This window comes from Corynebacterium sp. HMSC071B10 (assembly GCF_001814825.1).
Classification (GTDB): domain Bacteria; phylum Actinomycetota; class Actinomycetes; order Mycobacteriales; family Mycobacteriaceae; genus Corynebacterium.
On record NZ_KV818004.1, the window covers coordinates 16231 to 43097 of the forward strand.

The following is a 26867-nucleotide window of genomic DNA, read 5'->3' on the forward strand; positions in this document are numbered from 1 at the left end:
AATGACCTCTGATGCTTCACGCCTCGATGCGCTCGAAGCACGCGTGGCGGCGCTGGAATCCGCGCTTGCTGGCACCCCGGACACCCCTGAGCGCGACATGGATCTGCCCGACCTGCCTGCGGCGATGCGCTCGCTTGAGGGCTGCGACAACGGCGCGGTGACCTTCGGCGGCTCGGTGACCACAGACTCCGGCACCTATGACTACCAGTGGGCCCGGCCGACGGAGTGGGTGACAGCACACGACTGGTCGGAGCAGATCGAACGACTCGCAGCACTCGCCCACCCCGTGCGCGGCTCGATCCTGCGGCATTTGCTCGCCGCGCCCGCGACCGCCGCCGACTTGGTCGCCGCAGAAGTAGTCACCTCCACGGGCACGGCGTATCACCACCTCAACGCGCTGCAGGCGGCCGGCTGGGTGGACAAAGAACACGGCGCGTTCGTGCTCCGCCCGGCGCGCGTGATTCCGCTGATGGCGATCATCACGGCGGCGGAGGCGCACTAGAGCGCGTCGGGGCCTTGCTCCAGCAGGGTGACGAACTGCTCCTCGTTGAGGATCGGGCGGCCCAGGTCGCGCGCCTTCTGCTCCTTGGACCCGGCGTTCTCCCCCACCACCACGTAGTCGGTCTTCTTCGACACCGAGCCGGAGGCCTTGCCGCCGCGGGTAAGGATCGCCTCTTTCGCGGAGTCGCGGCTGAAGCCCTCGAGCGTGCCGGTGACCACGACGGTGAGCCCCTCGAGGGTCTGCGGGGTCGCTTCGGCGTCTTGGTCGTCCTCCATGCGCACGCCGGCTGCTGCCCAGGTATCGACGATGTCGCGGTGCCAGTCCACGGTGAACCAGTCCTTGAAGGACTCGGCGATGATGTCGCCGACGCCATCGGTTTCGGCGAGGTCGTGCACGTCGGCGTCGAGAAGCGCCTGCATGCTCCTATAGCGCGCGGCGAGCGCGCGGGCGGCGGTGGGCCCGACGTGGCGGATAGACAGGGCGACGAGTACGCGCCAGAAGTCAGCTTGTTTTGCGGTCTCGAGGTTGGCGAGTAGCTTCTTGCCGGCGGCGTTGACCTGGCCGTCCTTGCGCGTGTAGGCGGTGGACTTCTTCAGGTCGTCTTCGGTGAGGTTGAAGAGGGCGGCTTCGTCGATAAGCACGCCCGAGGCGATGAGATCCTGGGCGCCCTTCTCGCCGAGCGCTTCGATGTCGAAGGCGCCGCGGGAGGCGAGGTATTCCAGGCGGGTCGAAAGCTGCGCGGGACACGACCGGGTGTTCGGGCAGCGCCAGTCGGCGTCGCCCTCCTTCGCGGGCGCAAGCGTGGTGCCGCACGAGGGGCATTCCTTCGGGTAGACGAACTCGCGCTCGGTGCCGTCGCGCAGGTCGGCGACGGGACCGAGGACCTCGGGGATGATCTCGCCGGCTTTGCGCACCACGACGGTGTCGCCGATGAGCACGCCCTTACGCTTGACTTCGTGCTGGTTGTGCAGGGTGGCCATGGACACCGTGGAGCCGGAGACGAAGACCGGCTCAAGCACCGCGTACGGGGTCGCGCGCCCGGTGCGGCCGACCGAAACCTGGATGTCTTTGAGCTTGGTCGTGACCTCCTCCGGCGGGTACTTGTAGGCAATCGCCCAGCGCGGAGCCCGCGAGGTCGAGCCGAGTTGGCGCTGCTTCGCGACGCTATCCACCTTCACCACCAGACCATCCATCTCATGGATCGCGTCGTGGCGGTGCTCCGCCCAGTACTTCACCGCCTCCTGCACATCCTTGGCCGTTTCTGCCCGCTTGGTGTACTCGGAGACCGGCAGGCCCCACTCGGCGAGCTTGAGGTAGGCCTCGTGCTGCGTTTCCGGCTCGAAGCCCTCGCGGGCGCCGATGCCGTGGCAGATCATGCGCAGCTTGCGCTTCTTCACGTCCGCGGGGTCTTTCTGGCGCAGGCCGCCGGCGGCGGTGTTGCGCGGGTTGGCGAAGGGCTTGCCGCCCTCCTTGATGCGCTGCTCGTTGAGCTCGGGGAAGTCCTCCGGGCGGATGAACACCTCGCCACGCACCTCCAGCAGCGCGGGCGCGTCGCCGGAAAGCTTATGCGGGATGTCCTCGATCACGCGCGCGTTGGCGGTGATGTCCTCGCCGACAGTGCCGTCGCCGCGGGTGGCGGCGCGCTCGAGCACGCCGTCGCGGTACACCAGGTCGATGGACAGCCCGTCGATCTTCAGCTCGGTGAGGTACGGCCCCGGAGTCTTCTCCAGCCACTCAGTGAGCTCCTCGGGGGAAAAGACGTTATCCAGGCTGTACATGCGCTCGAGGTGCGTCACGTCGGCGAACGCGGAGGTGGCAGCGGTCGGCGCGCCAACCTCCTTGGTCGGCGAGTCGGGGACGGCAAGCTCCGGGTGCTCGGCCTCGAGCGCCTTGAGGCGTTCGAAGAGCGCATCGAACTCGCCGTCGGTGATCACCGGCTGCCCGTTGTAGTACAGGTCGCGGTGGTGGCGCACGCCGTTTGCCAGCTCGGTCCATTCACGGTGCAAATCTGCAGAAATCTCGCTCACAACCTGCCAGCATAGCTTTTCGCCCCGGCGTGTTCGCCTCCCCCGCTATCATGCAGTCATGGCTTTCTTCGACGCGTCCCGCATGCTCTCCTTCGACCTGGAAACTACCTCGGTCAACCCGCGCGAGGCTCGCATTGTCACCTCCGCGCTCGTGCGTATCGACGGGCGCGAGGTCACCGCCAACGAGACCCTGGCAGACCCCGGCGTGGAGATCCCGGAGGCGGCCGCCGCGGTCCACGGGATCAGCACGGAAAAGGCGCGCGCCGAGGGCCGCGACCACGACGAGGTGCTGCGCGAGACCGTCGACGCGATCAAACAGGGCTGGGAGGACGGGCTCACCCTCATCGTGTTTAACGCCCCCTACGACTTGAGCGTGCTGCGCGCGCTGACCGGCGATTTCACCGTCACCGGCCCGGTGTTCGACCCGCTGCTCATCGACAGGGCCCGCGACCGCTACCGCAAAGGCAAGCGCAACCTGGGCGCGCTGTGCGAGCACTACGGGGTGCGCCTGGACAACGCGCACGAGGCCACCTCGGACGCGATGGCGGCGGCGCGCATCGCGTGGAAGCAGGTGCGCAAGGTGTGGCCGGAGCTCGCGGAGATGGACACCGACGAGCTCATGGAATACCAGGCCGTGGAGAACTACCGCATCCAGACCGACCTGAAGAAGTGGCTGGAATCCCGCGACCGCGACGCGTCCAACGTGAGCATGGGCTGGCCGATGGTGGGCTAAAGCGCGTCTCGCAGCTTTTCGACGAACGCACGCAGCTCCTCATCATCAGCTTCCAGCACGTGTGCCTCACCGGCCTTCGTTCGCACGACAAAATCGCCGTCGGTCAGGACCACAGACTCGATGCTCTCTGCGGGCAGCTCCGTGGATTCTCCGTCTTCCACCAAGCGCAGCGTCTGCCCGTCGAAGTGGGCTTCAAGCTTTTCCGGAAACCCAGAAAATGCGATGAAGAACAGCACACCGATGGCGACTCCTAAAACGAGGTCGTCCAGCACCAGGCCAAAGACAACGAAGAACATCACCCCGAAGGTGACGCCCGTCGAATAGTCGTGGCTTTTCTTACTCCAGTGCAGCGGCTCGCTCATGCCTTCTTGCTCAGTTCTTCCGCCATTTCGCGGGCGGCGCGGTAGTTCGCGGCGGTGCCCACAAGCGTTGCCGCAGGCTCCGCGTACACGTCAATGCTCGTGCGCGCCGGATCGATCTGCAGCTCGTCGAAAACACGGTAGAGCTCCCGCGGTGCCATCGTCGGGATCGCGATGCGACTGCCCTTATCCAGCAGGCGTGCCAGCGCGTCCTTGTCGCAGGTGCGAGGGTCGACGGTGAGCCACGGAGTGTCGTCGAGAAGCTTCGGTGTGTGTAAAAGATGCTCGCCGAAGCGCAGCAAGGTTTCCTGCGGTTCGGGGATCGCGCGGATGGTCTCGTAGTCGGTCGCGCCCTTGAGCGTGCCGGCGGTGACTTCCGGCAGCAGCGACTCGTCGAGCTGCAGCACGGTTGTACCGAAGCGAGCTGCGACATCGCGGCGGTGCGCGTCGCAGGCTTCGAGCAGCGCGTCGGTGAGGTCGCGCAGCGCGCCGGCATCAGTGATCATGCGGTGGCCGTTGGGCATCTCCACCTCGGCGGCGAGCGTAAACGGGCCGACGAGCTGCACCTTGACCGCAGCCGCTTTGCCGTGCCACGCCTCCTCGAGCACGTCGAGGTCGCGTGCCATGCGGTCGGCGTCGGTCCGTTTGCGGGCAGCGACGCGCCACCCGCGCGGGCCGGGCCCGATCGGGATCTCCAGCAGCGCGGCCGTGCGACCGATCGCGTCCGAGCCCACGCCACGCTCCGGCAGCTGCGGGATATGCGGAAGGGGCGACTCGGAAAGCACGACGTCCGCGGCTTGCGCGAGATCCATACCGGGCAAGGGCCCGAGCCCAAAAGCAGTTGCATTCACGGCACCGATGATACGGGCGGGCGGGTATGCTCTGTGCATGGCTCTCGAACAATTTACTGGCTGGACCTTCATTTCCCCCTGCCCAGTGCCCAACGACATCCAGGACATCCTCGCACACGGCGAGCAGCCGATCCAGGCGTTCAAAACGATCCGCGACGCGGCCGTGTTTACCAACAAGCGCCTGATTATCCGCGATGCACAGGGCATGACAGGCAAGAAGGTCGAGATGTACTCCATCCCCTTCAAATCGGTGACCATGTGGTCGACCGAAAACGCAGGGCGCATGCTCGACTGGAACGCGGAGCTTGAGCTGTGGACCAACGTCGGCCACTTCAAGATCAACCTGGGCAAGGAGATCGATATCCGCGGCATCGACCGCTTGATCGCCTCCTGCGTGTTCGGCGCCTCCTAGGCCGTCGCGCAGATCGTGCCCGAGCCGAGCACGACATCGCCCAGCCCGTCCGGATCCGGCAGGTAGAGCACCGCGGCCTGGCCGCGCGCCACGCCCTCGAGCGGAGTGTGCAGGTCAAGGGTCATTGAGTCGTCGTCGATGCGGGCAGTGCACTTGACGACGCCACCGTGCGCCCGAATCTGCACATTCGCCTCAAACTCACCCTCCATGGCCGGGTGGAGCACCTTGAGCCGATCGGCGGTGATCCGGTGGACCTTGAGCGCCTCGCGCGGGCCGACGGTCACGGTGCCGGTGGCGGTGTCGACGTCGGTGACGTAGCGCGGCTTGCCGTCGGCGGCCGGCACGCGTAGATCCAGCCCGCGGCGCTGCCCGATCGTGTATTGGAACGCCCCGTCGTGTTCTTTGAGTTCGGTGCCGTCCTGGTCCTTGATCAGGCCGGGGCGCATGCCGATGGAGCGGCCGAGGAAGGCCTGCGTGTTGCCGTCGGGGATGAAGCAGATGTCGTAAGAGTCCGGCTTCGTGGCCGTCGAGAAGCCATGTGCGGCGGCCTCCTCGCGGATCTGCGGCTTCTCCGTATCGCCGACCGGGAACAGGCAGCGGTTGAGCTCGTCGCGGGTGAGTACGCCGAGGACGTAGGACTGGTCTTTGTTGGGGTCGGTGGAGCGGCGGAGGTTGCCGTCGCCGTCGATAATTGCGTAGTGGCCGGTGGCCACCGCGTCGAAGCCGAGGGTGACCGCGCGCTCAAGCAGGGCCGCGAACTTGATCTTCTCGTTGCAGCGCAGACACGGGTTCGGGGTCTCGCCGTGCTCGTAGGACCAGACGAAATTATCAATCACGTCTTCCTTGAAGCGATCCGAGAAGTCCCACACGTAAAACGGGATGCCCAGCTTGTCGCACACCCGGCGCGCGTCTGCGGAGTCCTCGAGCGAGCAGCAGCCGCGGGCCGATTCGCGGGTCTGCTGCGCGTCCTTGGACAGGGCAAGGTGCACGCCGACGACGTCGTGGCCTTGCTCTACCAGGCGCGCAGCCGCCACCGAGCTGTCCACGCCCCCGCTCATCGCCGCTAGTACTCGCATGTGGCGGAAGTGTACCCGCAGCGCGCGGGCGAATCATACTGGGGCATGACGCGTGCGGCACGCCGTATCGCTAGGTTGAGGCTATGCCAAAGTCTCCCCCACCGTCGCTCCGCGCACGCGATTTCTTCCTTGCCGGCGTGCTGGCGGCGTGTGCGTTACTTGGCGTTGTCAGCGCCTCGGGCCCGGTGTGGACGATTGCGGCCGGGGTTGTGTGGCTGATTGTCGCGCCGTTTACCCGCTGGCGCTGGCCGTTGGCCACAGTGGTCGCCGCGGTGGCACTGCTTGCGGTGCGGGCGATGAGCCCGCTTCTAACGGTGACGGACATCGTCGTGGCGACGTTTGCCGCGTACCTTGTCCGCCGGAACCTGCGGCCCGTGCTCCGCGATGTGATGGCTGCCGTGCTTGTCCTGGGCGATATCCTCGCGATCTCGCTGGTCTCGCCTGTGCTGCGGAGCATGCCTTACGACGAGCGCCTCCCCTACCTCGCGTGGAGCGTCACCTTGCTTGTCGCGGCCGGGCTTTTCGGCGAGCTGCGCAGGCGGACGGAAGAGGCCGCTGCGCGCGAGCTGGAGCAGGCCCTTCAGCAACAAAGGGTCGAGCTTGAGCACGCGATGTCCGAGCAGCGCACATTCCTCGCGCGCGAGATCCACGACGTAGTCACCCACTCCCTGACCGTGATGGTCGCGCAGGCAGACGGCGGCCGCTACGGCGCGCCGGATGACAAGGACGCGGCGCTGCGCACCATCGGCGAGGTCGGCCGGGAATCGCTTACCCAGATGCGCGAGGTCGTCGCGTTGCTTCGCGCACCCGAGTCGCGCCCGGTCGCCCCCTCGCCTGCCTCGCTGGATTTCGACGAGCTCGTGCGCTCCAGTCGGCTCGGCGGTCTCGACGTAGAATACACGGTCACCGGTGCGGCACCTGCGCAGCTACCGCTAGCCACCTCGCTCGCTGCCCGGCGCGTGGTGCAGGAGGCGCTGACAAATGCGCTCAGGCACGGCGACGGCACGGCCACGCTCGAAGTCGTGTGGCGCAGCGACGCGCTGGTGATCACGGTGACCAACCCCTTCACCAACACGCCAACACACCAACAAGGGCACGGGCTGCAAGGGATGCGCGAGCGCGCCACGCTCATCGGCGGGTCGGTGGACGCCGGCCCGAGCGCCCCGCAGCGCTGGACCGCCACGCTGCGCGTCCCATACCCCGCACATGACACGAGGAGTCAGGAATGACCACAATCCACGTCGGCATCGTCGACGACCAAGCGCTCTTCCTCCACGGGATCCAGCTCGTGATCGACTCACAGCCGGATCTGTCCGTGGAGTGGCTGGCGGCCAACGGCGCCGAGGCGCTCGAACAACACGCACAGCACCCGGTCGACCTCGTACTCATGGACGTACAGATGCCGGTGCTCGACGGCATCGCCGCCACCGCCGAGTTTGCCCGCCGCTTCCCGGAGGCCAAGGTGGTTATCCTCACCACCTTCGACGACGAGGACTACGTCATCAACGCCCTCTCCGGCGGCGCAAGCGGCTTCCTGCTCAAGGACGCCGAGCCCGAAGTGCTTCTCGACGCCATCCGCACCGTCGCTGCCGGCGACGCCGTTATCTCCCCACGCGCCACCAAGCGCATCATCGGCCGGCTCGCCAACCACACGGAGACAGCACCCGCACTCCCGAAGGCGGACCGCCTCGCGCTTAACGAGCTCACCGCCCGCGAGCACGAAGTCCTCGTCGCAATCGGCCGCGGCTTGTCCAACGCGGAGATCGCCGAGCGCATGTTCATCTCCATGCCCACGGTGAAAACACACGTGGGGCGAATCCTGGCGAAGACGCAGTCGCGCGACCGCGTGCACGCAGCGCTGTTTGCATACCGCACCGGTCTCGTCGACCGCGCCGATCTGCTCACTCATCCCGGGGTATGACTCGAAAGATCGTCCCTGGCTCCGACGTTTTCCCGGCCCCGCCCCGCGAGAGTGGAAGCCATGGACACACCAATCATTTCTACGCGAGGTCTGACGAAGACCTACGGTAAGCAGGCGGTCGTCGATAAGCTTGCGCTCGAAGTACCCCAGGGTGCGGTGCACGGGCTGCTGGGGCCGAACGGCTCCGGCAAGTCGACGACGATGAAGATGCTGCTTGGGCTCACCACTCCCACCGCCGGCGAGATCACCATCATGGGCCGGCCGATGACGCGCGCCACACGCGGCGAGGTGCTGAAAGACATCGGTTCGCTCATCGAGTCGCCGGCGGCATACCCGCACCTCACGGGTGCCGAGAACATGCGAATCGTGACACGGCTGTTCAAGGCCGACCCGGCGAATGCCCAGCGCGCGGTGCGGCTCGTGCGGCTTGAGCGCCACATGGATAAGCAGGTCAAGAAGTATTCGCTCGGCATGAAGCAGCGCCTCGGCATCGCGATCGCACTCGTGCGCGACCCGCAGCTGCTCATCCTCGACGAGCCGACCAACGGCCTCGACCCGGCCGGCATCGAGGAAATCCGCGAGCTCATCATCAGCCTCGCGCGCGACGAAGGCCGCACGGTCCTTGTGTCGAGCCACCTGCTTTCGGAAATTGAGAAGATGGCCACCAGCCTGAGCATCATCAACCAGGGCAAGCTGGTCTTTCAGGGCTCGCAGCGCGAGCTTTTCGACGCCCACCTCCCCGACCTCTTCATCCAAACCCCTGCCACCACCGCGGCCGCTTCGGTTTTGCGCGAGCGGCAGCCGCGCATCGTTCCCGGCGGTGTGGAGCTGGCTGGGCTCAGCGACGACGACGTTGCCTCCGTGTGCGCACAGCTTGTCGCCCGCGAAGTCCCGATCCACCAGGTGGTTCGCGCGCGCCGCAGCCTGGAAGAGATCTTCATCGGCATGACGGGGCGGGAGGGCTTGAGCGCATGAACGTCGAAATCTTGAAGCTGCGGCGCACGCACATCCTGCTGCTCGGTGGTGTGCTCTCGCTCGGCATCGTGCTGTTCGCGTCGATGAGCCTCTTCGCCGACGGGCAGGTGGACACGTTTGTCGCTGATCCAGCCGGGGCATGGTCTGGGCAGCTCATCGGCGTGGCGATGGCGCTGGCGTTTCTCACCCCGTTGCAGGTGGCGCTGCTGGCCAGCCGCACGGTGGATAACGAGCACGCAAGCGGCGGCTGGCTGCTCAACGCGGTAGCGGGCACCCGCCAGGGATCGTTGCTGCGCCGCAAGCTGTACGTGCTCGCACCGCTTGTTACTGCGTTGAAACTGCTGGAGTTCGGCGGGTGCGTCGCCCTTCCGGTGCTGCTCGGGGCACCGCTGCCAAGCGGAAGCACCGCCGGGGCCTGGGCACTCTACGCGCTCGCGACTGTCATCACGAGTATCGCACTCACCTGCGCCATGGTCCTGCTTGCGGCCGTGACCGAATCACAGATCGGGGTGCTCGCGTGTGGTGTCGTCGGCGGATTCTGCGGCATCGTCTCGCTGTTGTCCCCTGCCTGGCTCGCCGCGATCAACCCCTTCGGCTACTTCGCGGTGCTGCTCCCCTACACCTTCGCGGACGCAGGTCCCGTACCGACGCAGCCGGGGTGGGCGCTGTGGTGCGCCTACATCGCGCTGCTTGGTGCGGGCTTCTACTTCGCGACGCGCGCACTCAACGGGAAGGAAATCTAGCCATGCTCATCAACGAATTCGCCAAACTCCGGCGCGCACACGTCGCTATCGTCCCGGTTGCTATCCCCCTGATCGCAGTCGTTTTCGGCACCGGCAACTACGCCGCAAATGCAGAGACACTGGACTCCGGCTGGCACAGCTACTGGTCTCAGGCGACGCTGTTCTACGGCATGCTGTTCATGGTGGCCGGCATCGCCATCCTCGCCTCCGCCGTATGGCGGGTGGAACACCGCGGCGGCAATTGGCACACGCTGCTTACCTCTTCCCGCTCGGCGGCGAGCCTGGTCACCGCCAAGCTCGGCGTCATTGTCGCGGTCACGGCGATCATGCAGTGCGTCTTCATCCTCTTCAGCACAATCGGCGGCTGGGTTTCGGGGCTGTCGGGTCTGCCTCCCCGGGCACTGCTTACCGCGACGCTGCTCGCCGTCATCCCGGCGGCGGCAGTGGCCGCGTGGCAGAGCTTCGCCTCCATGGTGATTCGAAACTTCGCCATGCCGGTCGCGCTCGGCGTGATCGCGAGCATTTTTGCCTTCGGCACGCTCGCCGCCGGCGTCCCAGCTGCACAATTTTTCCTCCCGCCCGTCGGCGTGACGAAGGCGCTGTGGATGGGCAGCACCGCGGTCGCAGGTTCAGACGCGCTCGACCTGGGCACGCTCGCCAGCATTGGTGCGAGCGCACTGCTGCTCACCGCGGCAGGCTGGCTCGCATCAATCGCGTACCTGCGTTTCGTCGACGTGCACGCCTAACGACTACCCTGCCAAGACATGGCTGCGAAAAGCGAGACGTACCCGATCGACACCGGTGAAGCCGAGGTCCACCACGAGCCCGACGGCTCAATGGTGCTGCTCGTCAACGGAGTGCCCAGCTCGCACATCGTGCCCGGCGAGCCGCAGCGCCTCGACTTCGAGTACATGCGCTGGATCGCGGACTTCCTCGACTCGCTCCAACTCGGCAGCTCGCCCCGCTGGCCGAAGCCGCGCCTGACGCACCTAGGCGGCGCGGCCTGCTCGCTGCCGCGCTACTTCGCCGCCGCCTGGCCCGGCTCGCGCAACACCGTCGTGGAGATCGATGGCAAGCTCGCCGAGCTCGCGCGCGAGCTTTTCGACGTCCCGCGCTCCCCCGCCGTCAAAATCCGCGTCGGTGACGCGCGCGAGGTCACCGACTCGTTCAAGCCTTCAACGCGCGACGTGATGATCCGCGACGTCTTCGCGCAGTCGCTCACCCCACGCGAGCTGACCACGGTGGAGTTCTACCAACACGTGCGCACATCTTTGAGTGATAACGGCGTCTACGTGGCCAACTGCGGCTCCCACGCCGACCTGAAGGAGGCGAAGGAGGAACTCGCCGGCATGTGCGAGGTCTTCCCGCACGTCGCGGCGATCGCGGATCCGCCGATGCTCAAGGGGCGACGCTACGGCAACATCGTGCTGATCGGCGCGAACACCCCGCTCGAAGCGAGCCCGCAACTCACCCGCAACCTGCTCAAGGGCGCAGTGCCTGCCCACTTCAAGGGCGAGAAATGGGCGCGTAGCCTGGCCACCACCCCGCGCCACGACTCACACGCATAAACAAAAGCCGGCGCCCCAAATGGGGTGCCGGTGCTCGGACCGTTGACGCGCGCGTTACTTCGTCGCGTTATCCAGCAGGATGAGTAGGTCGCCGATCTGGTAGTCGCCGATCATCATGTTGCGCAGGTCCTCGACGGGCAGCTCACCGTTCTCGGCAAGCTGGCCGACCATGTTGGCGATGTTGCGCGCGTCCTGGTCGCTAAAGCCAGCCTGGTCCGCAGCCTCGGCCAGGCCCGCGATCCCGAGTGCACCGCCGGCGAGCGCCAGGATCGCCACAACGAGCGCGGTGTTGTCCTGCTCCAGCACTGCGAGCTCGCCGGAGTCGGAGGCCTGGAACTTCTCCAGCACGCCGCCGCCTGCGTTGAGGTTGCCTGCCGCGAAGCTCATGAACTGGCCCGCGTTGCCGTTGAACAGGTTCATATCTACGACGGCATCAATGCCGGGTACACGCCCGGAGTCAGAGCGCTGCCAGAAGCTCAGGTGGTCCCAGCCGCCGACCGGTGCGGGCGGCTGGTTCTGGTAAGCGGCCAGCCACAGCGGGTAGCGGGTGAACGCGTTGGTGTTGTCCATGCGCTCGTACCAGAAGTAGCGGTAGGTGTACAGCATCGGCGTGCGCCCGGTGCGCGCTTCCAGCTCGGCCATGAAGATCTGGGTCCACGCCGCGAGCTGCACCGGGCCGAGGCCCTCGTTGACCTCGAGGTCGAGCACCGGCGGCAGCTGGTTACGCGGGCCGGCGTTGATGGTGTCGGCGAAGTGGCGCGCTTGCGCGATCGGGTCGGTGGCCGGGCGGGCGTAGTGGTAGGCACCGACCTTGATGCCGGCCTCGTTAGCAGCCTGCGCATCCTGAGCGTAGAAGTCGTTGACGTAGCTTGTGCCCTCGGTCGCCTTGATGAAGGCGAACTGCTGGCCGCCCGGCCCTGCGACCATGCGCCAGTCGATCGGACCACCGCCCGGGTGCTGGTGGGCGGCGACGTCGACGCCGTTAATCAGACCGGGCAACGCCTGCGCGTCGGCAGACTTCTGCCCAAACGGGCTGACGACCAGCAGCGTAAAGGTCAGGGCGGCGGTAACGACGGCGGCGAGAAGCGCCTTGAGTGTGTTCTGGTGCGCGTTGCGCGCGTGCTTAAGCGTCCGAGGTGCGTGCATATCCGGCACTTTAGCGCACTCAAGTCACAACTTTCACACCTGACACACCGGTGGGCGTCGAAAAGCGCGCTAGAGCGAGCCGGCGAGGCGGGCGCGCTCGATGACTGCGGGCAGTTCGGCGACCACCTTGTCCACGTCCGCAGCGGTGGTGGTGCGGCCGAGCGTAAGCCGCAGCGCGCCCATGCCGTCCTCGGTGGCCACGCCCATCGCCTCGAGCACGTGCGACAGGCGGTGCACGCCCGCCGAGCAGGCCGAACCGGCGGAGGCTTCAATGCCGAGCGAGTCGAGCAGCATGAGCATGGATTCCGCCTCCGCGCCCGGGAACATCAGGTGCGCGTGCCCAGGCAGGCGCGGCTCCGGGGTGGTGACCAGCGTGTTCGGCACAGCGGCGACGATGCGCTCGATGAACTCGTCGCGCAGCTTCGCCAGGCGTGCATTTTCCGCCTCGCGTTCAGCCAGCGCCTCGCGCAGCGCGGCTGCGGTGGCAGCTGCTGCCGCCACGTCGACCGTGCCCGGGCGCAGGCCCCGCTCCTGCCCGCCGCCAAGCAACACCGGAGCCGGCACTGGCGAGCGGCGCGCGAGCAGGATGCCGCTGCCGCGCGGTCCGCCAAACTTGTGCGCGCTAGCCGCGAGTGTGGTCGCGCCGCTGTCATGGAAGTGCACGTCCTCTTTGCCCACGGCTTGCACCGCGTCGATGTGCAGCGGGGTGCCAGCCTCCGCGGCGCGCTCGGCGGCCTCGCGCACGGGCTGTACCGCGCCGGTCTCGTTGTTCGCCCACATCATGGTGGCCACGGCGGCCGGGGTATCCAAGGCGCTCAAGTCGCGGAGGTGCCCGCCGCGATCCGGCTCCAGCCACGCGACCTCGGCCCCTTCAGTCTGTGCTAGAGACTTGACTGTCTCGAGGACTGCCGAGTGCTCAATCGTGCTCGCCACCACCCGGTTTGTGCCCGCCGCTTCTCGACGCGCCCGGTACAGACCCCGCACCGCAATATTGTCCGCCTCGGTACCCGAGCCAGTGAAGACCACCTCGACCGGGTCTGCGCCCAAAAGCTCCGCGATGTCCTCGCGGGCTTGCGCGAGCACCGCATTGGCCGCGCGTCCCGAGGCGTATTGGCCGCCGGGGTTGACGGCGGCTGCGTGTTCGACCCAGGCGTCGATAGCCACCTGGCGCATGGGGGTTGTTGCTGCGTGATCGAGATACACCATGCCGCTTATGGTAGCGGCCGGTGCTCCCTCGCATCGCAGACGTATGCGAGCGCGTCGTCGCCAACGCGCGCGATGACCACCCCGCGCTGCTGCGTGCCCTTGAGCTTGAGCTTCTTGCGCAGCGCGTCCGGATCCACGTTCACCCCGCGCACGAGGATTTCCACCGCGCCCGCATCCATCTCGCGCAGCGCCGCCTTCAGGCGCTTGAGCGGGACCGCGTCAAGCACGCGGAAACCGCTGTAGCCGGGAGGGATCTCCGCGCCGCTCAAGAATGCGATGTGCGGGTCGAGCTGCCACAGCCTGTGCTTCTCCGCCCACGTGCGCACAAGGCCTGCGCGGATGATCGCCCCGTCGGGCTCGATGATCCACTCGCCTGGGTCGCGCACCTCCTCCGACTCCGATGCGTGCTCGTCGCCAAGCCCGCGCACTGTCTCGGCAAAGCCGTCGCTGCGCAGCACGACCGCCTCGCGCCCGCACCCAATCCCAGGCGTGTACAGGCAGGCCTCCTTCACCCCGCTGTCGAGCGAGACCACGCTAACCAGGCCCTCCCACTCGGCGTAGTCGATCCCCGGCGCGCACTTGATCGCCAGCTCCGCGCCCGGGTAGGCCGCGACGAGTGCCGGCAGGGGTGGCTCGAGCTGAGCTGGGTCGGTGATACGTCGGCCATCTTTGCGACGCGCCGGGTCCGCCACGACGACCCCGCCGGATACCCCAGCAATCGTGCTGGCGGGCGCGAGTGCGTCGGCACGCGCGAGCCAGGCGTCCTCGCTCAGGTTGAAGCGCGCCATGCGCAGACGCGCGGCCGAAAGATCCGAGCCGAGCCAGCCGAGCCCCGCCTCGACCATGTGCGGTGCCTCCGAGCCGACGGAGCAGGTCACGTCGTGAACGAAGCTTGCCCCCGCGGACGCAAGCGTGCGGGCGCGGTGGGCGGCAACGAGGGCGGGGGTGGCCTGCTGGGCGGCGTCGGAGTCAGTGAGCCACCACTCGGGGAACTTGCCCGCAGCCTGCCGCTGAGCCGCGATCAGCGCGGAGACCGCACGGGCGTGCTCGCCGAACTCGGCGTCCAAGCGCGCACGGTCGGCGAACACGCTCGCCTTGGTCAGCGCCAGCTCCGGGGCGATCGCCCGGATGCGTTCGGCGTTGGCGGCGAGATAGTCCACCTCAGTCGGGTGAAATGCCATAGCGGCGTCCAATCCGGTCTTTTGGTGTGAAGGTGAAGAATTCGGCGAAGCGCTCGTCGTCGACTGGGTCGCCGATCACCGGGGAGATCGTGGCGTGCTTCGCACTTTCCAGCGTTTCTTCCACGGTGTTGAAGCCCTCGATGAGGCGTAGCTGCGCCCAGGTGGCGGGCGCGAAGCGCACGAGCCCGTGCCGCCACCCCTCCAGCAGCAGCGAGGGCGGGAACCAGTTGGCGTCGTCGGCCTCCCCGGTATTGCCGTCTGGTTCCTGGCCGGTCGGGTTAGCGGCGAGGAAGCTGAAGGTGTCGAACCAGTTGCCGCGCTCGGACTGGCCGACCCACCTGGCGAAGGGCTTGAGCAGGTCGGCACACACGTTGAGGTCGTGGGCGCGCAGTACGTCGGTCAGCGAGATCTCGTGGGATTCCAACAGGAGGCGCTGGTGGTGGAACGGGCGGGCGTCGTCAAGCAGCTGGCCCGCATCGTCGACTGCGAGCAGCGTGCCGGTCTCCTCGAAGAGCTCGCGCACGGCGGCGAAGACGAGCGCGTGCGCCTTGTACTTGGTCACGCCGAGCTGGCGGGCCATGGAAATCGCGCTACGACCGAGCCACAGGTCGCCGTCGTTCCAGGCGCGGCCCGGGAAATCGCGGCTGTCCACCCCGCCGCCGGGGAAAACGGTGACCCCGGGATAGTTCTTCATGCTGAGCACGCGCTCCTGCATCCACACTTCCATCCCCTGGGGTGTGTCGCGCAGCAGCAGCACGGTCGCCGACATTCGCGCACCGTGAAACCCGCTGACCTCGGTGACGTCGATCTCGTCGCCACGGTCAGCAGAGAACGCCCCAACGCTGCGCTGCATGCCTCGACCCATCCTTGAAGGGGCCCCGAGTGCTTCTCGACGCCCCACTCTCCCTACTTCCGGTGCGCCCCAGCACGGGCCGAACGCGCCCGGCGCGCAAAGAAGCGGCCCTCGTCACGGGTCACCTCGATGGGCTGGTGGTAGGCCTTGGAGACGTTCTCGCTGGTGAGCACATCCTCGATGAGGCCCTGGGCGACGACATCGCCCTCGTCGAGCAGCATCGCGTGGGTAAAGCCGTACGGGATCTCCTCCAGGTGGTGGGTGATCATCACCATCGCCGGGGCGTCCGGGTCCAAGGCGAGTTCGCCCAAGTAGGCGATGAGGTCCTCGCGGCCGCCGAGGTCCATGCCGGCGGCGGGCTCGTCCATGATGAGCAGCTCAGGGTTGATCATCACTGCGCGGGCAATGAGCACGCGCTTCTTCTCCCCGTCGGAGAGCGTGCCCCAGCGGCGGTCGATCAGGTGCATCGCGCCGACCTGCTCGAGCACGTCCATCGCCTGGGCGTAATCCATCTCGTCATAGTCCTCGCGCCAGCGCCCGACGATGGCGTATCCGGCCGAGACGACCAGGTCTCCGACTTTCTCGTCATCCGGCACGCGCTGCGCAATCGCCGAGGAGGTGAGTCCAATGGCGGCGCGCAGGTCGCGCATGTCGGTGCGCCCGAGCTGCTCGCCAAGCACAAACGCGGTGCCCTTGGACGGGAACTCGAGCGCAGACGCCATGCGGATCAGGGTGGTCTTGCCCGCCCCGTTGGGGCCGATGACGACCCAGCGCTCATCAAGTTCTACCTGCCAGTCCACCGGACCGACGAGGCGTGCGCCGCCGCGCGAGAATTCCACCCCGCGAAAGTCGATGAGAAGGTCCGGGTCCGTTCCTGGTTCAGTCGCTCGTGCATCATTCACGGTTCCCATTCTGTCCTATTTTCTCTCCCATATGTGGAAGTTGCATCCGGCGCGCCAAAGGGCATCTCTTGCCACCCCCGGTAATTAGGCCCATCTTAGGCAGGTAGAGCGCGACGTCTTTCGCTACTCTTGGCAGTGATACACACGCGACGGACGAGGTAGAGATACAGCATGGTTGCAAGGTTCGGAATTGATGACGTTCGCCCCCAGGTCAGCGGGCGCACGCTCCCCGCAAAGGCGGTCGTCGGCGAGGTGGTGCCGGTCTCCGCGCTCGTGTGGCGCGAGGGCCACGACGCCATCGCGGCCACGCTGGTGATCACCTCCCCCGACGGCGACCAGTACTCGGTGCACATGCACCCGGAGCCCTTCCGCCCGGACTACGTGCACTCCGTCTTCGTGCCGGACGAGCAGGGCCTGTGGCACTTCCGCGTCGACGCGTGGTCCGATGTGATGGCCACCTGGCGCAACGCCGTGACCAAGAAGCTCGACGCCGGGCAGTCCGAAGCCGAGCTAGCCAACGACATCGCCCACGGCATCGAGTTGTTCGAGGCCGCCGCGGAGCAAACCCCGGCGCCAGATAGCGAGGTGCTGCGCGATGTCGCCACCGCGCTTGCCGACGACACGCTGCCGCTTGCCGACCGCATCCACGCCGGCCTGAACGAAGATGTCCTCGACGTGCTGGCGGCCTACCCGCTGCGTGAGCTCGTCACCCACGGCCCCACCTGTGATGTGGCCGTCGAGCGCCGCGCCGCACTGGTGAACTCCTGGTACGAGCTGTTCCCCCGCTCCACCGGCGGGTGGGACGAGGACGGCCGTCCGGTCCACGGCACCTGGGAAACCACCGCCGCCGCGCTCGACCGCGTCGCCGCGATGGGCTTTGACACCGTGTACTTCCCGCCGATCCACCCGATCGGCGAGGTCAACCGCAAGGGCCGCAACAACTCGGTCACCGCCGAGCCGGGCGACGTCGGCTCGCCCTGGGCCATTGGCTCGCAGGACGGCGGCCACGACGCCTTCCACCCCGAGCTGGGTGGCGAGGCGGAATTCCTGGAGATGCTGCGCCACGCCGAGCAGCTCGGCCTGGAGATCGCGCTCGACTTCGCCCTCCAGGCCGCCCCGGACCACCCGTGGGCGGAGGCGCACCCCGAGTTCTTCACCGTGCTCGCGGACGGCACGATCGCGTACGCGGAGAACCCGCCGAAGAAGTACCAGGACATCTACCCCATCAACTTTGATAATGACCCGGAGACCCTCTACGACGAGGTCTACCGCGTCATCATGTACTGGGTGGAGCTGGGCATTTCCACCTTCCGCGTGGACAACCCGCACACCAAACCGGTCAACTTCTGGCACTGGCTGATTTCCAAGGTGCACGAGACGCACCCGGACGTCATCTTCCTCGCCGAGGCCTTTACCCGCCCGCCGCGCATGTACGGCCTGTCCAAGGCCGGTTTCTCGCAGTCGTACACCCACTTCACCTGGAAGGTGAGCAAGGAAGAGCTCACCGACTTTGCGCAGCTGTGCGTCGACGTAGCTGATGTCTCGCGCCCCAACCTGTTCGTCAACACCCCGGATATCCTGCACGCCTCGCTCCAGCAGGGCGGGCCAGCCGCTTTTGCCATCCGCGCGACCCTGGCTGCGACGATGAGCCCGCTGTGGGGCGTCTACTCCGGCTTCGAGCTCTACGAGTCCATCCCCGTGCGCGGCGGCTCCGAGGAGTACCTGGATTCCGAGAAGTACCAGCTGCGCCCCCGCGACTTCGAAGCGGCACTTGAGCGCGGCGAGTCGCTCGAGCCCTACCTCACGCTGCTCAACTCCATCCGTAAACAGCAGCCGGCGCTCCAGCAGCTGCGGCAGATCCGCTTCCACGAGGTGACCAACGACCAGATCCTCGCCTACTCCAAGGTCGACGCCGTTACCGGCAACACCATCGTCGTGGTGGTCAACCTGGATCCCTGGCACACTCAGGAGGGCATGGTGCATATCGACGCCGCCGCGGTCGGACGCGACGAGGGCGAGCCCTTCCAGGTGCACGATCTTGTCACCGGCAACCGCTACGACTGGGGGACGCACAACTACGTCCGGCTCACGCCCCAGAACAACGTGGCGCACATTTTCCGCCTGCCGGAGGTGGCACCGGAGCGTCGAGAAGCATTGGCCTACCGCCAGATCTCTGACCACGACTACCGGCCTTAAGCCCCACACGCATACCTGGAACCCCACAAAGAAAGACAATTATGACCGGCCACGAACTCTCCCCGGAAGCACTCATCCCGGAGCACGACCGCACGCGCCTGCTCCAGTGCAAGCACCACGCGCCGCACGATTTTTACGGCCGCCACACTGTGGCGGGCAACACCGTGGTGCGCACCCGCTTGCTCGGCGCGACGGACGTGCAACTGCTTATCCACAACGACATGATCCAGATGGTTGATACTGGCGACGACATCTGGATCGCCGAGCTCGACGGCGAGCACGCCAGCGACTACCGCCTGCGCGTGACCTACCCCGAGGCGGAGCCGCAAATCGTCGCGGATCCCTATTACTTCCTGCCTTCGGTCGGCTCCCTCGACCTCCACCTCATCGGCGAGGGCCGCCACGAGCGTCTCTGGGAAGCGCTCGGCGCGAACGTCAAGACCTACACCACGGACCTCGGGCAGGTCACCGGCACTGCCTTCGCAGTGTGGGCCCCGAACGCGCGCGGCGTCGCCGTCGTGGGTGATTTCTGCGGTTGGAACCCCAACCAGTACCCGATGCGCTCGCTCGGCTCGACCGGCGTGTGGGAGATCTTCATCCCCGGCATTACCGCCGGCGCGCACTACAAGTTCGCGGTGCAAACTGCCGACGGCAACCGCAAGGACAAGGCTGACCCGCTGGCCAAGGCCACTGTCGCCCCGCCGGAGACCGTCTCCGTGGTCGCCGCGCCCAGCGAGTACGAGTGGCGCGACGCCGACTGGATGCAGAAGCGCCAGGGCATCGACCCGACCAACTCGCCGATGAGCGTCTACGAGTGCCACATCGGTTCCTGGAAGCAGGGCGCGAACTACAACACGCTGCGCGAAGAGCTCGTTCCCTACCTCGTGGAGAACGGGTTTACCCACGTGGAGTTCCTCCCCGTCGCCGAGCACCCCTTCGGCGGCTCCTGGGGCTATCAGGTCACCGGCTACTACGCGCCGACCGCGCGCTGGGGCACCCCAGATGAGTTCCGCGCGCTTGTCGACGAGCTCCACGCCCACAACATCGGCGTCATCGTCGACTGGGTACCCGCCCACTTCCCCAAGGACGACTGGGCACTCGCCCGCTTCGACGGCACCGCGCTCTACGAGCACCCGGACTGGCGCCGCGGCGAGCAGAAGGACTGGGGCACCTACGTCTTCGACTTCGGCCGCAACGAGGTCCGCAACTTCCTGGTGGCTAACGCGCTGTACTGGTGCGAGGAGTTCCACCTTGACGGGCTCCGCGTTGACGCAGTGGCCTCCATGCTCTACCTCGACTACTCCCGCGAGCCCGGCGAGTGGCTGCCCAACCAGTATGGCGGCCGCGAGCACTGGGACGCCGTGCAGTTCCTCCAGGAGATGAACGCCACGGTCCACCGCACCCACCCGGGCGTGGTCACCGTCGCCGAAGAGTCCACGGCCTGGCCGGGCGTGACCGCCCTGACCGAGTCGGACGGCCTGGGCTTCTCTCTGAAGTGGAACATGGGCTGGATGAACGACACCCTCGAGTACTTCTCCCTCGACCCGGTGCACCGTTCCTACCACCACAACGAGATCACCTTCTCGCTGGTCTACGCATTTAGCGAGAAGTACGTGCTGCCGTTTAGCCACGACGAAGTCGTCCACGGCAAGGGCTCGCTATGGACCCGCATGCCTGGCGACGACTGGAACAAGGCCGCCGGCCTACGCGCCCTCTACGGCTACATGTTCTCCCACCCGGGCAAGCAGCTGCTCTTCATGGGCTGCGAGTGGGGCCAGACCACGGAGTGGGACGAGGCCCACTCCATCAACTGGGACAACATCGGCGACGGCTGGGGGCACGAGTACCACCGCGGCATTCAGCGCCTCGTCCGCGACCTCAACCTGGTCTACCGCGACACTCCGGCGCTGTTCTCCCAGGACAACACGCCGATGGGTTTCCAGTGGATCAAGGGCGACGACGCGCAGCACAACATCCTGTCCTACATCCGCTGGGGCGCGGACGGCTCCGCAGTACTCGCCGTGGTCAACCTCTCCGGCTCTTCCCAGCCCAACTACCGGCTGGGCTCGCCGAAGGCCGGCACGTGGGATCTGCTGATCAACACGGACGCGGGCATCTACGGCGGTGCCGACAACCCGCTCGCCGGTGAGGTACACACCGAGCCGACTGCGTGGGACCAGTTCGACCAGTCCCTGAGCCTGCACATCCCGGCGATGAGCGTGCAGCTGTACAAGCTGCGGGGCTAACCCGAGTTACGCCCCCTGGCCCGCCGTGCTCGAGTAGTGCGGCGGGCCAGGTTCGTTTGGGGCTGCGTCGCGAGGAGGGGCGCCGTTTTCCGCCCCTGCGGAATTAGTCTGGCAGTTAGCTGGACAACCAGCGGCGGGGCAACCCACCCCAGCCAGACTAAAACAGCGCGCTGGCCAGATTGGTACGCGCCTGGATCACGCGCGGATCATCGGGCGCAAACAGCGTGAACAGCTCAAGCAGGCGCTCCTTCGCTTCCGGTGCCGTCTTCACGTAGCGCAGCAGGCGATCGAAGGCTTTCTCCGGTGCCCCCGCGACGACCTCTGCGTCTGCGGCGGCGAGTTGCTTCTCCACGTCATCCGGGGCCTGCTCCGCTTCAGCGATCGGGTCAGTCGTGCGGTTCTGCGGGTCAAGTCGACGCAGCACTGCAACCGCCGCCTTTGCTTGCTTGACCGGCTGGTTGTCCGGCTCCTCAGTCAGAATCGCGTCGTAGATGGCGGTGGCTGCGTCGAAGTCGCCGCGGTTGAGCGCCGCGGTCGCCTCATCCAGGCGCGGATCCTCGGGGGTGGCCTCCTCAGCCTCGGGTTCCTCGCCTAAGCCCTGTAGCTGCGGGCCAACGTTAGTGACCAGGGCTTCCACCCACTGCTTGAGCTGCTCTACGGGCTGGTTGCCTTCAAAGTTCGTCACCGGCTGCCCGGCCGCTAGCGCGACGACGGTGGGCAGCGCGCGCAGGCCGAACATCTGGGCCACCTGCGGCGTCGCGTCAGCGTCGACGTAGGCGACCATGAACTTGCGCTGGTTGGCGGCAAGCGTCTTGAACGTCTCCTTGAGCGTCTCGGAGTCCTCCGAGCGCTGCGTGCCGAACATCAGCACAACCGGCACTTGCATCGAGCGCTGGAACGCACGCGCCTCGATGTCTTTCTCATCGACGGTAATAAACGGCTCGAAGCCGCCTTCCTTGAGCTGCTGCTGTGCTTCCTTCTGCTCGACCAGCTTGTTCAGGTCTACTGCCCCGGGACCAAAATCCGGCATTTATGTACTCCTTGTATAGGTTCTATTGTTCTTGGGAGAAGTGCTTCTCCAGCGACGCTACCTTTTGGTGCAACATGTCGGTGTATCCAGGACGGATATCCGCTTTGATCACCAACGATACCCGCGGCGAAACGGCCTCGACCGCCTGCGTTGCGCGCTTGATCACGTCCATGACCTCGTCCCACTCCCCCTCGATCGTGGTGAACATGGCCGTCGTCTCGTGCGGTAGGCCTGATTCGCGGACCACGCGCACTGCGCGCGAAACCGCCTCTGACATCTCTGCGGTGGCGTTATTCGTCACCGTCGGTGCGACTGAAAATGCTGCGATCATGGGCCCAGCCTAGCGCCTCGCCCAGCAGTGTTTGTGCCAATGCCGCCGATCGTCGCCACGGCCTCCTGCATCACGGGGCCAGGCCACCACGTGCGCAACACCCGGCGGAATATTCTGGTTGCACCGGGGACAGACGTAGAACTTGTTCGCCGCGCTCGCACCGATCAGCCGCACGAGGTAGATCTCCCCGTTACTCCAGCTCGGCCCCTCAACCTCCTGGGTGCCAATGAACGTCGAGCCATCGCGCGGGAGCACATACGACGGGGTGATGTTCTGGCGGCGGTTCTTCCTCGGCATCGCGAGAGCCCCCTTTCTAAAATAGGCGCAGCTCGTCGGATTCGATGCCGCGCAGCTCGTCGTAGTCCAGGGTCAGGCAGCGGAAGCCTCGGTCCTCGGCAAGGGTGCGTGCTTGCGGCTTGATTTCCTGGGCGGCGAATACTCCCTCCACCGGCCGGAGCAGTTCGTCACGGTTCAGAAGCTCCACGTAGCGGGTCAGCTGCTCTACGCCATCGATGCCCCCGCGGCGCTTGATCTCTACGGCCACGGTCTTACCGTCGGCATCCCGCGCGAGCAGGTCGACCGGGCCGATCGCTGTGGGGTACTCGCGGCGAACAAGGCTGTAGCCCTCTCCCAGCGTGGTGATGTGCTCCGCAAGCAGCTCTTGCAGGTGGGTTTCCACCCCGTCTTTGACCAGGCCGGGGTCCTCGCCGAGCTCGTAGGTCGAATCCGCTACGATCTCTTCGATCGTGATGCGCAGCTGCTCGCCCTTCGGGTTCTCTACAATCCAGAGCGCCTCGCCGGTGTCCTCACCGTCGATATCAAGCACTGCTTCTTCCTTCACCGTGCACGGCGGCGTCATCCAGTTCAATGGCTTGTAGGCACGGTCGTCGGCATGTACAGAGACCGACCCATCAGACTTGAGCAGGATCAACCGCAGTGCAGACGGCAGGTGTGCCGCGAGGCGGCCGACGTAGTCGACAGAGCAACGAGCTATGACAAGACGCATGTCCCACAGACTACCGCCCGGGCAGGCGGTGAGGGCAAGCAGGCTAGGCCTTGCCGCGCTGCACCCGCTGCGTCAGCGCGCGGATGTCTATCCGCTCTTGTCGACGATCCGGCGCGGACTCCACCCAAGAAATCAGCGCCATCTCGACGTGGCGCTCGGCAGCGAACTCGAAATCGCCCTCCGGGCAGGTCAGCTCCAGTACTGTTGTGACGCCGGGCATGATCATCCGCTCGTCCGCGCTCAGCTCGCGCACGCCGTTGAACGTCAGCTCGCGACGATCAAAAGACACGTCGTAATTCGACGACAGGGAGCGCAGTTTATAAAACTGCAGCTCCTCCCCCGTGTATTTGACCACCCCGTGGCGCCAGCCCCGCACACCCGTGGCGGGCAGCTTGCGGATCAACCCGCGCGCCCCCGCGTTGCGGAACATGGCAAAACGCCAAATGGCGATGCCCGCGACGCCAACGACGATAAGCAGCACCACAGAGAGGATGATCTCCATGACAACCTCCCCGCAAGATTTCAATATTTGGCGTCGACCCCGTCGACTCAGCCGGTACTTCGTCGTTTAGCAGTAATCCTACTTCGCGCCTCGACGGTTGCCAACCGCACACTTGTCGTGCAACACAATGCGAATCACCCCCGCCTACCTTGCGGTATGCGGGGGTGCTTGCGGTGGTACGGGCGTGTGACGCCCCTCCTTGTAAGGCGAGTGGCCTAGCGGGACTCGTTGCGGCGCACCGCAGCGAGCTCCGCCTCGGACCTGTGCTTCACGTCCTCGTCCTGTGCCTCCAAGCCGGATTCTGCCTCAGCAGAATCCACCTCGTCGGCAAAGATCGCGTAGTCAGCAAGGACGGTCACCTTATCGCCCTGCACGGAGAGGAACCCGCCCTGCACAGCGGCGACGATGCGGTCGCCGCTGATGGGACGGATGGTCACCACACCGTTCTCCTTGAGCTGGCCAAGGAACGGCTCGTGACCTGGCAGCACGCCGATCTCACCTTCGATGGTCTGGGCGGTGACGATGCTGGCCGGACCCGACCAGAGCATACGATCCACCGACACCAGTTGAGCGGTAAGTTCAGCCATGTCTGCCTCCTAGCCCTGCAGCTTCTGGTACGCAGCCTCGACGTCGTCGAGACCACCAAGGTTGCTGAAGGCCTGCTCCGGGTAGGCGTCGAACTCGCCCTCGCAGAGCTTGTCGAAGGCCTCGATGGTCTCCTCGAGCGGCACGTAGGATCCCTCGTCGCCGGTGAACTTCTTCGCGACGAAGAAGTTCTGGCCGAGGAAGCGCTGCAGCTTACGTGCACGCATAACGGTGATCTTGTCCTCTTCGGACAGCTCGTCCATACCGAGGATGGCGATGATGTCCTGCAGCTCCTTGTTCTTCTGCAGAATACCGATCACCTTCTGCGCGACAGCGTAGTGACGCTCGCCGACGATGCCCGGCTCCAGGATGCGAGAGGTCGAGGTCAGCGGGTCCACTGCCGGGTAAATACCCTTGGAGGCAATGGAACGCGAAAGCTCGGTGGTCGCATCCAGGTGGGCGAAGGTGGTTGCCGGTGCCGGGTCGGTGTAGTCATCGGCCGGCACGTAGACAGCCTGCAGCGAGGTAATGGAGCGGCCCTTGGTGGAGGTAATGCGCTCCTGCAGGACACCCATCTCGTCAGCCAGGGTGGGCTGGTAGCCCACGGCGGAAGGCATACGACCCAGCAGGGTCGAGACCTCGGAACCGGCCTGGGTGAAGCGGAAGATGTTGTCAATGAACAGCAGCACGTCCTGGTTCTGCACATCGCGGAAGTACTCCGCCATGGTCAGGCCGGACAGAGCGACGCGCATACGCACCCCTGGCGGCTCATCCATCTGGCCGAAGACAAGGGCGGTATCCGGAAGGACGCCCATGTCCTCCATCTCGAGGAAGAGGTCGGTGCCCTCACGGGTACGCTCGCCGACGCCGGCGAAGACGGAGGTACCGGAGAACTCGCGGGCAATACGGGTAATCATCTCCTGGATGAGCACCGTCTTACCCACACCAGCACCGCCGAAGAGGCCGATCTTGCCACCCTTCACGTACGGGGTGAGCAGGTCGATGACCTTAATGCCGGTCTCGAGGATCTCGGTCTTGCCCTCGAGGTCCTTGAACGCCGGGGGCTCGCGGTGGATGCCCCAGCGCTCGCCGTCCTGGCCCACGCTCGGGTCGTCCAGGCACTGGCCGAGTGCGTTGAACACGTGGCCCTTGACCTGGTCGCCGACCGGGACAGAGATCGGGTTGCCGGTGTCGCGCACCTTCGCGCCACGCACCAGGCCGTCGGTCGGAGCCATGGCGATGGTGCGCAGGAGGTTGTCGCCCAGGAACTGGGCAACCTCAAGCACGATCGTGCGGGACATGCCCTCGAGCTCGATGTCGACCTCGAGTGCGTTGTACAGAGCGGGCAGCTCGCCGCGCGGGAACTCCACGTCGACGACTGCGCCAATTACGCGAACGACGCGCCCGTTGTCAGAACCCGCCGGGTTCTGCGCGGACTGTGCCTCGCGGGCTTGTGCCTGGGTGTCGGCCTCGCCCGTTGGCTCATCGTTGCGCTCATCAAAAGATTGAGCAGTAGTCATGATTTAGTCACTTTCTCCACTACCGGACAGCGCGCCAGCGCCGCCGATAATCTCGGTGATTTCCTGGGTGATTTTTGCCTGACGGGCTTGGTTAGCCTCACGCGACAGGTTGTTCGCCAGATCGGTGGCGTTATCCGTCGCGTTCTTCATCGCCGTACGGCGAGAAGCGGACTCCGCAGCCGATGCTTCCAAGAAGATCGAGTAGAGCGACCTGGAAACATATGCCGGAAGCAGCTCAGCAATGAGCGTGTCCGCATCCGGCTCGAAGCTCATATCCGGGTGCACGGCACCGGTCTGCTCCAGCATGCTCTTCTGTTCGTACTCGAATTCCTCGAGGACGGGCTCGATGGGGAGCAGCTGGTGAACGTGTGCTTCCTGCGAGAGCATGGACACGAACTGGGTGTAGACAACGTGTACCTGGTCGAAACCACGCACTGCCTCCCCTTCGGGGCTGTTGAGCCCCTCGCGCCACTTGGCGGAGTCCTCGGAACCGGCCATGAAACCATCGATCATGTGGCGGCGCACGTCGTGCGTGCCCTCCCACGATGGCTTCTGCGACCAGCCGGTCCATGCACCAGCGACATCCATGTCACGGAAACGGTAGTGGGTCACGCCCTTGTTTCCGGTGATGTAGCGAACCACTTCGTAGCCGGCGTCCTTGAGCATGCGCTCAAGCTCTGCCGCCTTCTTCAACACGTTGTGGTTGTAGCCGCCAGCCATACCGCGGTCGGAGGTGACCACGAGGATTGCTGCGACTCGACCGTTCTCACGCTCACGGAGCATGGGGTGGTCGAGGGAGCTCGCAGCCGCGAGGCGTTCCATGACGTCTTGCATCTCGTCCGCGTACGGCTTCGCCGCAGCGACGCGAGCCTGGGCCTTGGTGATCTGCGAAGTCGCGATCAGCTCCTGGGCCTTGGTGATCTTCTTCGTGGAGTTGACTGACCGGATGCGGTCACGCAATTCGCGAAGTGTTGCCATGGTGTGTGTTCCTCCCTT

Annotated in this window: 28 protein-coding genes; 11 read left to right on the plus strand and 17 right to left on the minus strand. The window is 66.0% G+C overall.

Translation table 11 applies throughout. The features are described 5' to 3' along the window. The first annotated feature begins 1 nt into the window (after position 1). A complete protein-coding gene (locus HMPREF2990_RS04820) occupies positions 2 to 502 on the plus strand; it encodes an ArsR/SmtB family transcription factor (protein ID WP_070762953.1) in 501 nt (166 codons plus the stop codon). Here the strand turns inward: HMPREF2990_RS04820 and ligA are convergent. After that, a complete protein-coding gene (gene ligA / locus HMPREF2990_RS04825; protein ID WP_070762954.1) occupies positions 499 to 2529 on the minus strand; it encodes an NAD-dependent DNA ligase LigA in 2031 nt (676 codons plus the stop codon). The genes HMPREF2990_RS04820 and ligA overlap by 4 nt on opposite strands. 58 nt (positions 2530 to 2587) lie before the next feature. On the opposite strand from ligA, the gene HMPREF2990_RS04830 reads away from it, so the two are divergent. After that, complete coding sequence (locus HMPREF2990_RS04830; RefSeq protein WP_070762955.1) at positions 2588 to 3262, plus strand: 3'-5' exonuclease; 675 nt, start codon at positions 2588 to 2590, stop codon at positions 3260 to 3262. On the opposite strand, the gene HMPREF2990_RS04835 is transcribed toward HMPREF2990_RS04830, so the two are convergent. Beyond that, on the minus strand, positions 3259 to 3624 hold the full coding sequence (locus HMPREF2990_RS04835; protein ID WP_070762956.1) for a hypothetical protein: 366 nt from the start codon (positions 3622 to 3624) through the stop codon (positions 3259 to 3261). The two genes, HMPREF2990_RS04830 and HMPREF2990_RS04835, sit on opposite strands and share 4 nt — an antisense overlap. Further along, entirely contained in the window at positions 3621 to 4472 is an 852-nt protein-coding gene (locus HMPREF2990_RS04840) for a uroporphyrinogen decarboxylase/cobalamine-independent methonine synthase family protein (RefSeq protein ID WP_246817447.1), read from the minus strand. Before HMPREF2990_RS04840 ends, HMPREF2990_RS04835 begins: the two co-directional genes overlap by 4 nt. Positions 4473 to 4509: 37 nt before the next feature. Between HMPREF2990_RS04840 and HMPREF2990_RS04845 the strand changes: the two genes are divergently transcribed. After that, positions 4510 to 4884 (plus strand): PH domain-containing protein, encoded by a 375-nt coding sequence (locus tag HMPREF2990_RS04845; RefSeq protein ID WP_070762958.1) that lies wholly within the window; start codon positions 4510 to 4512, stop codon positions 4882 to 4884. Here HMPREF2990_RS04845 and mnmA read toward each other — a convergent pair. Continuing rightward, on the minus strand, positions 4881 to 5960 hold the full coding sequence (gene mnmA, locus HMPREF2990_RS04850; protein WP_070762959.1) for a tRNA 2-thiouridine(34) synthase MnmA: 1080 nt from the start codon (positions 5958 to 5960) through the stop codon (positions 4881 to 4883). The genes HMPREF2990_RS04845 and mnmA overlap by 4 nt on opposite strands. Before the next feature lie 83 nt (positions 5961 to 6043). Here mnmA and HMPREF2990_RS04855 point away from each other — a divergent pair, with 83 nt between their 5' ends. From HMPREF2990_RS04855 to HMPREF2990_RS04880, 6 genes are read left to right on the plus strand one after another with little or no spacing between them, the layout of a single operon-like run. Then, entirely contained in the window at positions 6044 to 7189 is a 1146-nt protein-coding gene (locus HMPREF2990_RS04855; RefSeq protein WP_070762960.1) for a sensor histidine kinase, read from the plus strand. Continuing rightward, a complete protein-coding gene (locus tag HMPREF2990_RS04860; RefSeq protein WP_070762961.1) occupies positions 7186 to 7881 on the plus strand; it encodes a response regulator in 696 nt (231 codons plus the stop codon). Before HMPREF2990_RS04855 ends, HMPREF2990_RS04860 begins: the two co-directional genes overlap by 4 nt. Positions 7882 to 7941: 60 nt before the next feature. After that, positions 7942 to 8856: an ABC transporter ATP-binding protein gene (locus HMPREF2990_RS04865; protein WP_070762962.1), complete on the plus strand. Its 915-nt coding sequence runs from the start codon at positions 7942 to 7944 to the stop codon at positions 8854 to 8856. Further along, positions 8853 to 9599 carry an ABC transporter permease gene (locus HMPREF2990_RS04870; protein WP_070762963.1) on the plus strand — a complete coding sequence of 249 codons (747 nt, stop codon included), beginning with the start codon at positions 8853 to 8855 and terminating at the stop codon, positions 9597 to 9599. Before HMPREF2990_RS04865 ends, HMPREF2990_RS04870 begins: the two co-directional genes overlap by 4 nt. A gap of 2 nt (positions 9600 to 9601) precedes the next feature. Continuing rightward, positions 9602 to 10345: an ABC transporter permease gene (locus HMPREF2990_RS04875; RefSeq protein ID WP_070762964.1), complete on the plus strand. Its 744-nt coding sequence runs from the start codon at positions 9602 to 9604 to the stop codon at positions 10343 to 10345. Between the two features lie 18 nt (positions 10346 to 10363). Continuing rightward, positions 10364 to 11167 carry a spermidine synthase gene (locus tag HMPREF2990_RS04880; protein WP_070762965.1) on the plus strand — a complete coding sequence of 268 codons (804 nt, stop codon included), beginning with the start codon at positions 10364 to 10366 and terminating at the stop codon, positions 11165 to 11167. A gap of 54 nt (positions 11168 to 11221) precedes the next feature. Here the strand turns inward: HMPREF2990_RS04880 and HMPREF2990_RS04885 are convergent, their stop codons facing one another. The 5 genes from HMPREF2990_RS04885 to HMPREF2990_RS04905 form a co-directional block, all read right to left on the minus strand. Further along, a complete protein-coding gene (locus HMPREF2990_RS04885; protein ID WP_070762966.1) occupies positions 11222 to 12313 on the minus strand; it encodes a glycoside hydrolase family 25 protein in 1092 nt (363 codons plus the stop codon). Between the two features lie 69 nt (positions 12314 to 12382). After that, a complete protein-coding gene (locus HMPREF2990_RS04890) occupies positions 12383 to 13519 on the minus strand; it encodes a cysteine desulfurase family protein (protein WP_070762967.1) in 1137 nt (378 codons plus the stop codon). 5 nt (positions 13520 to 13524) lie between these two features. Continuing rightward, positions 13525 to 14700, minus strand: a complete 1176-nt coding sequence (locus HMPREF2990_RS04895) for a THUMP-like domain-containing protein (protein ID WP_070762968.1) — start codon at positions 14698 to 14700, stop codon at positions 13525 to 13527. Continuing rightward, on the minus strand, positions 14681 to 15553 hold the full coding sequence (locus HMPREF2990_RS04900; RefSeq protein WP_070762969.1) for an NUDIX hydrolase: 873 nt from the start codon (positions 15551 to 15553) through the stop codon (positions 14681 to 14683). Before HMPREF2990_RS04900 ends, HMPREF2990_RS04895 begins: the two co-directional genes overlap by 20 nt. Positions 15554 to 15606: 53 nt before the next feature. Next, entirely contained in the window at positions 15607 to 16464 is an 858-nt protein-coding gene (locus HMPREF2990_RS04905) for an ABC transporter ATP-binding protein (RefSeq protein ID WP_038590020.1), read from the minus strand. A gap of 162 nt (positions 16465 to 16626) precedes the next feature. Here HMPREF2990_RS04905 and HMPREF2990_RS04910 point away from each other — a divergent pair, with 162 nt between their 5' ends. Together HMPREF2990_RS04910 and glgB are read left to right on the plus strand one after the other, a co-directional pair. Beyond that, a complete protein-coding gene (locus HMPREF2990_RS04910; RefSeq protein ID WP_070762970.1) occupies positions 16627 to 18651 on the plus strand; it encodes a maltotransferase domain-containing protein in 2025 nt (674 codons plus the stop codon). Between the two features lie 41 nt (positions 18652 to 18692). Beyond that, complete coding sequence (gene glgB / locus HMPREF2990_RS04915) at positions 18693 to 20897, plus strand: 1,4-alpha-glucan branching protein GlgB (protein WP_070762971.1); 2205 nt, start codon at positions 18693 to 18695, stop codon at positions 20895 to 20897. Positions 20898 to 21054: 157 nt separating this feature from the next. Here glgB and HMPREF2990_RS04920 read toward each other — a convergent pair whose 3' ends face one another. The 8 genes from HMPREF2990_RS04920 to HMPREF2990_RS04955 form a co-directional block, all read right to left on the minus strand. Beyond that, a complete protein-coding gene (locus HMPREF2990_RS04920) occupies positions 21055 to 21927 on the minus strand; it encodes a tetratricopeptide repeat protein (protein WP_038590010.1) in 873 nt (290 codons plus the stop codon). A 22-nt stretch (positions 21928 to 21949) separates the two neighbouring features. Beyond that, on the minus strand, positions 21950 to 22258 hold the full coding sequence (locus HMPREF2990_RS04925) for a thiamine-binding protein (RefSeq protein ID WP_038590007.1): 309 nt from the start codon (positions 22256 to 22258) through the stop codon (positions 21950 to 21952). A gap of 9 nt (positions 22259 to 22267) precedes the next feature. Beyond that, positions 22268 to 22555 carry a hypothetical protein gene (locus tag HMPREF2990_RS04930; RefSeq protein ID WP_038590004.1) on the minus strand — a complete coding sequence of 96 codons (288 nt, stop codon included), beginning with the start codon at positions 22553 to 22555 and terminating at the stop codon, positions 22268 to 22270. Positions 22556 to 22571: 16 nt separating this feature from the next. Beyond that, positions 22572 to 23264: an endonuclease NucS gene (gene nucS, locus HMPREF2990_RS04935; protein ID WP_038589999.1), complete on the minus strand. Its 693-nt coding sequence runs from the start codon at positions 23262 to 23264 to the stop codon at positions 22572 to 22574. Positions 23265 to 23307: 43 nt separating this feature from the next. Further along, complete coding sequence (locus HMPREF2990_RS04940) at positions 23308 to 23766, minus strand: DUF2550 domain-containing protein (RefSeq protein ID WP_070762972.1); 459 nt, start codon at positions 23764 to 23766, stop codon at positions 23308 to 23310. Positions 23767 to 23981: 215 nt separating this feature from the next. Next, entirely contained in the window at positions 23982 to 24353 is a 372-nt protein-coding gene (locus HMPREF2990_RS04945) for a F0F1 ATP synthase subunit epsilon (RefSeq protein ID WP_038589995.1), read from the minus strand. A 9-nt stretch (positions 24354 to 24362) separates the two neighbouring features. Beyond that, a complete protein-coding gene (gene atpD, locus HMPREF2990_RS04950) occupies positions 24363 to 25871 on the minus strand; it encodes a F0F1 ATP synthase subunit beta (RefSeq protein ID WP_038589992.1) in 1509 nt (502 codons plus the stop codon). Between the two features lie 3 nt (positions 25872 to 25874). Continuing rightward, positions 25875 to 26849, minus strand: a complete 975-nt coding sequence (locus HMPREF2990_RS04955; protein ID WP_070762973.1) for a F0F1 ATP synthase subunit gamma — start codon at positions 26847 to 26849, stop codon at positions 25875 to 25877. Positions 26850 to 26867 lie beyond the last annotated feature (18 nt).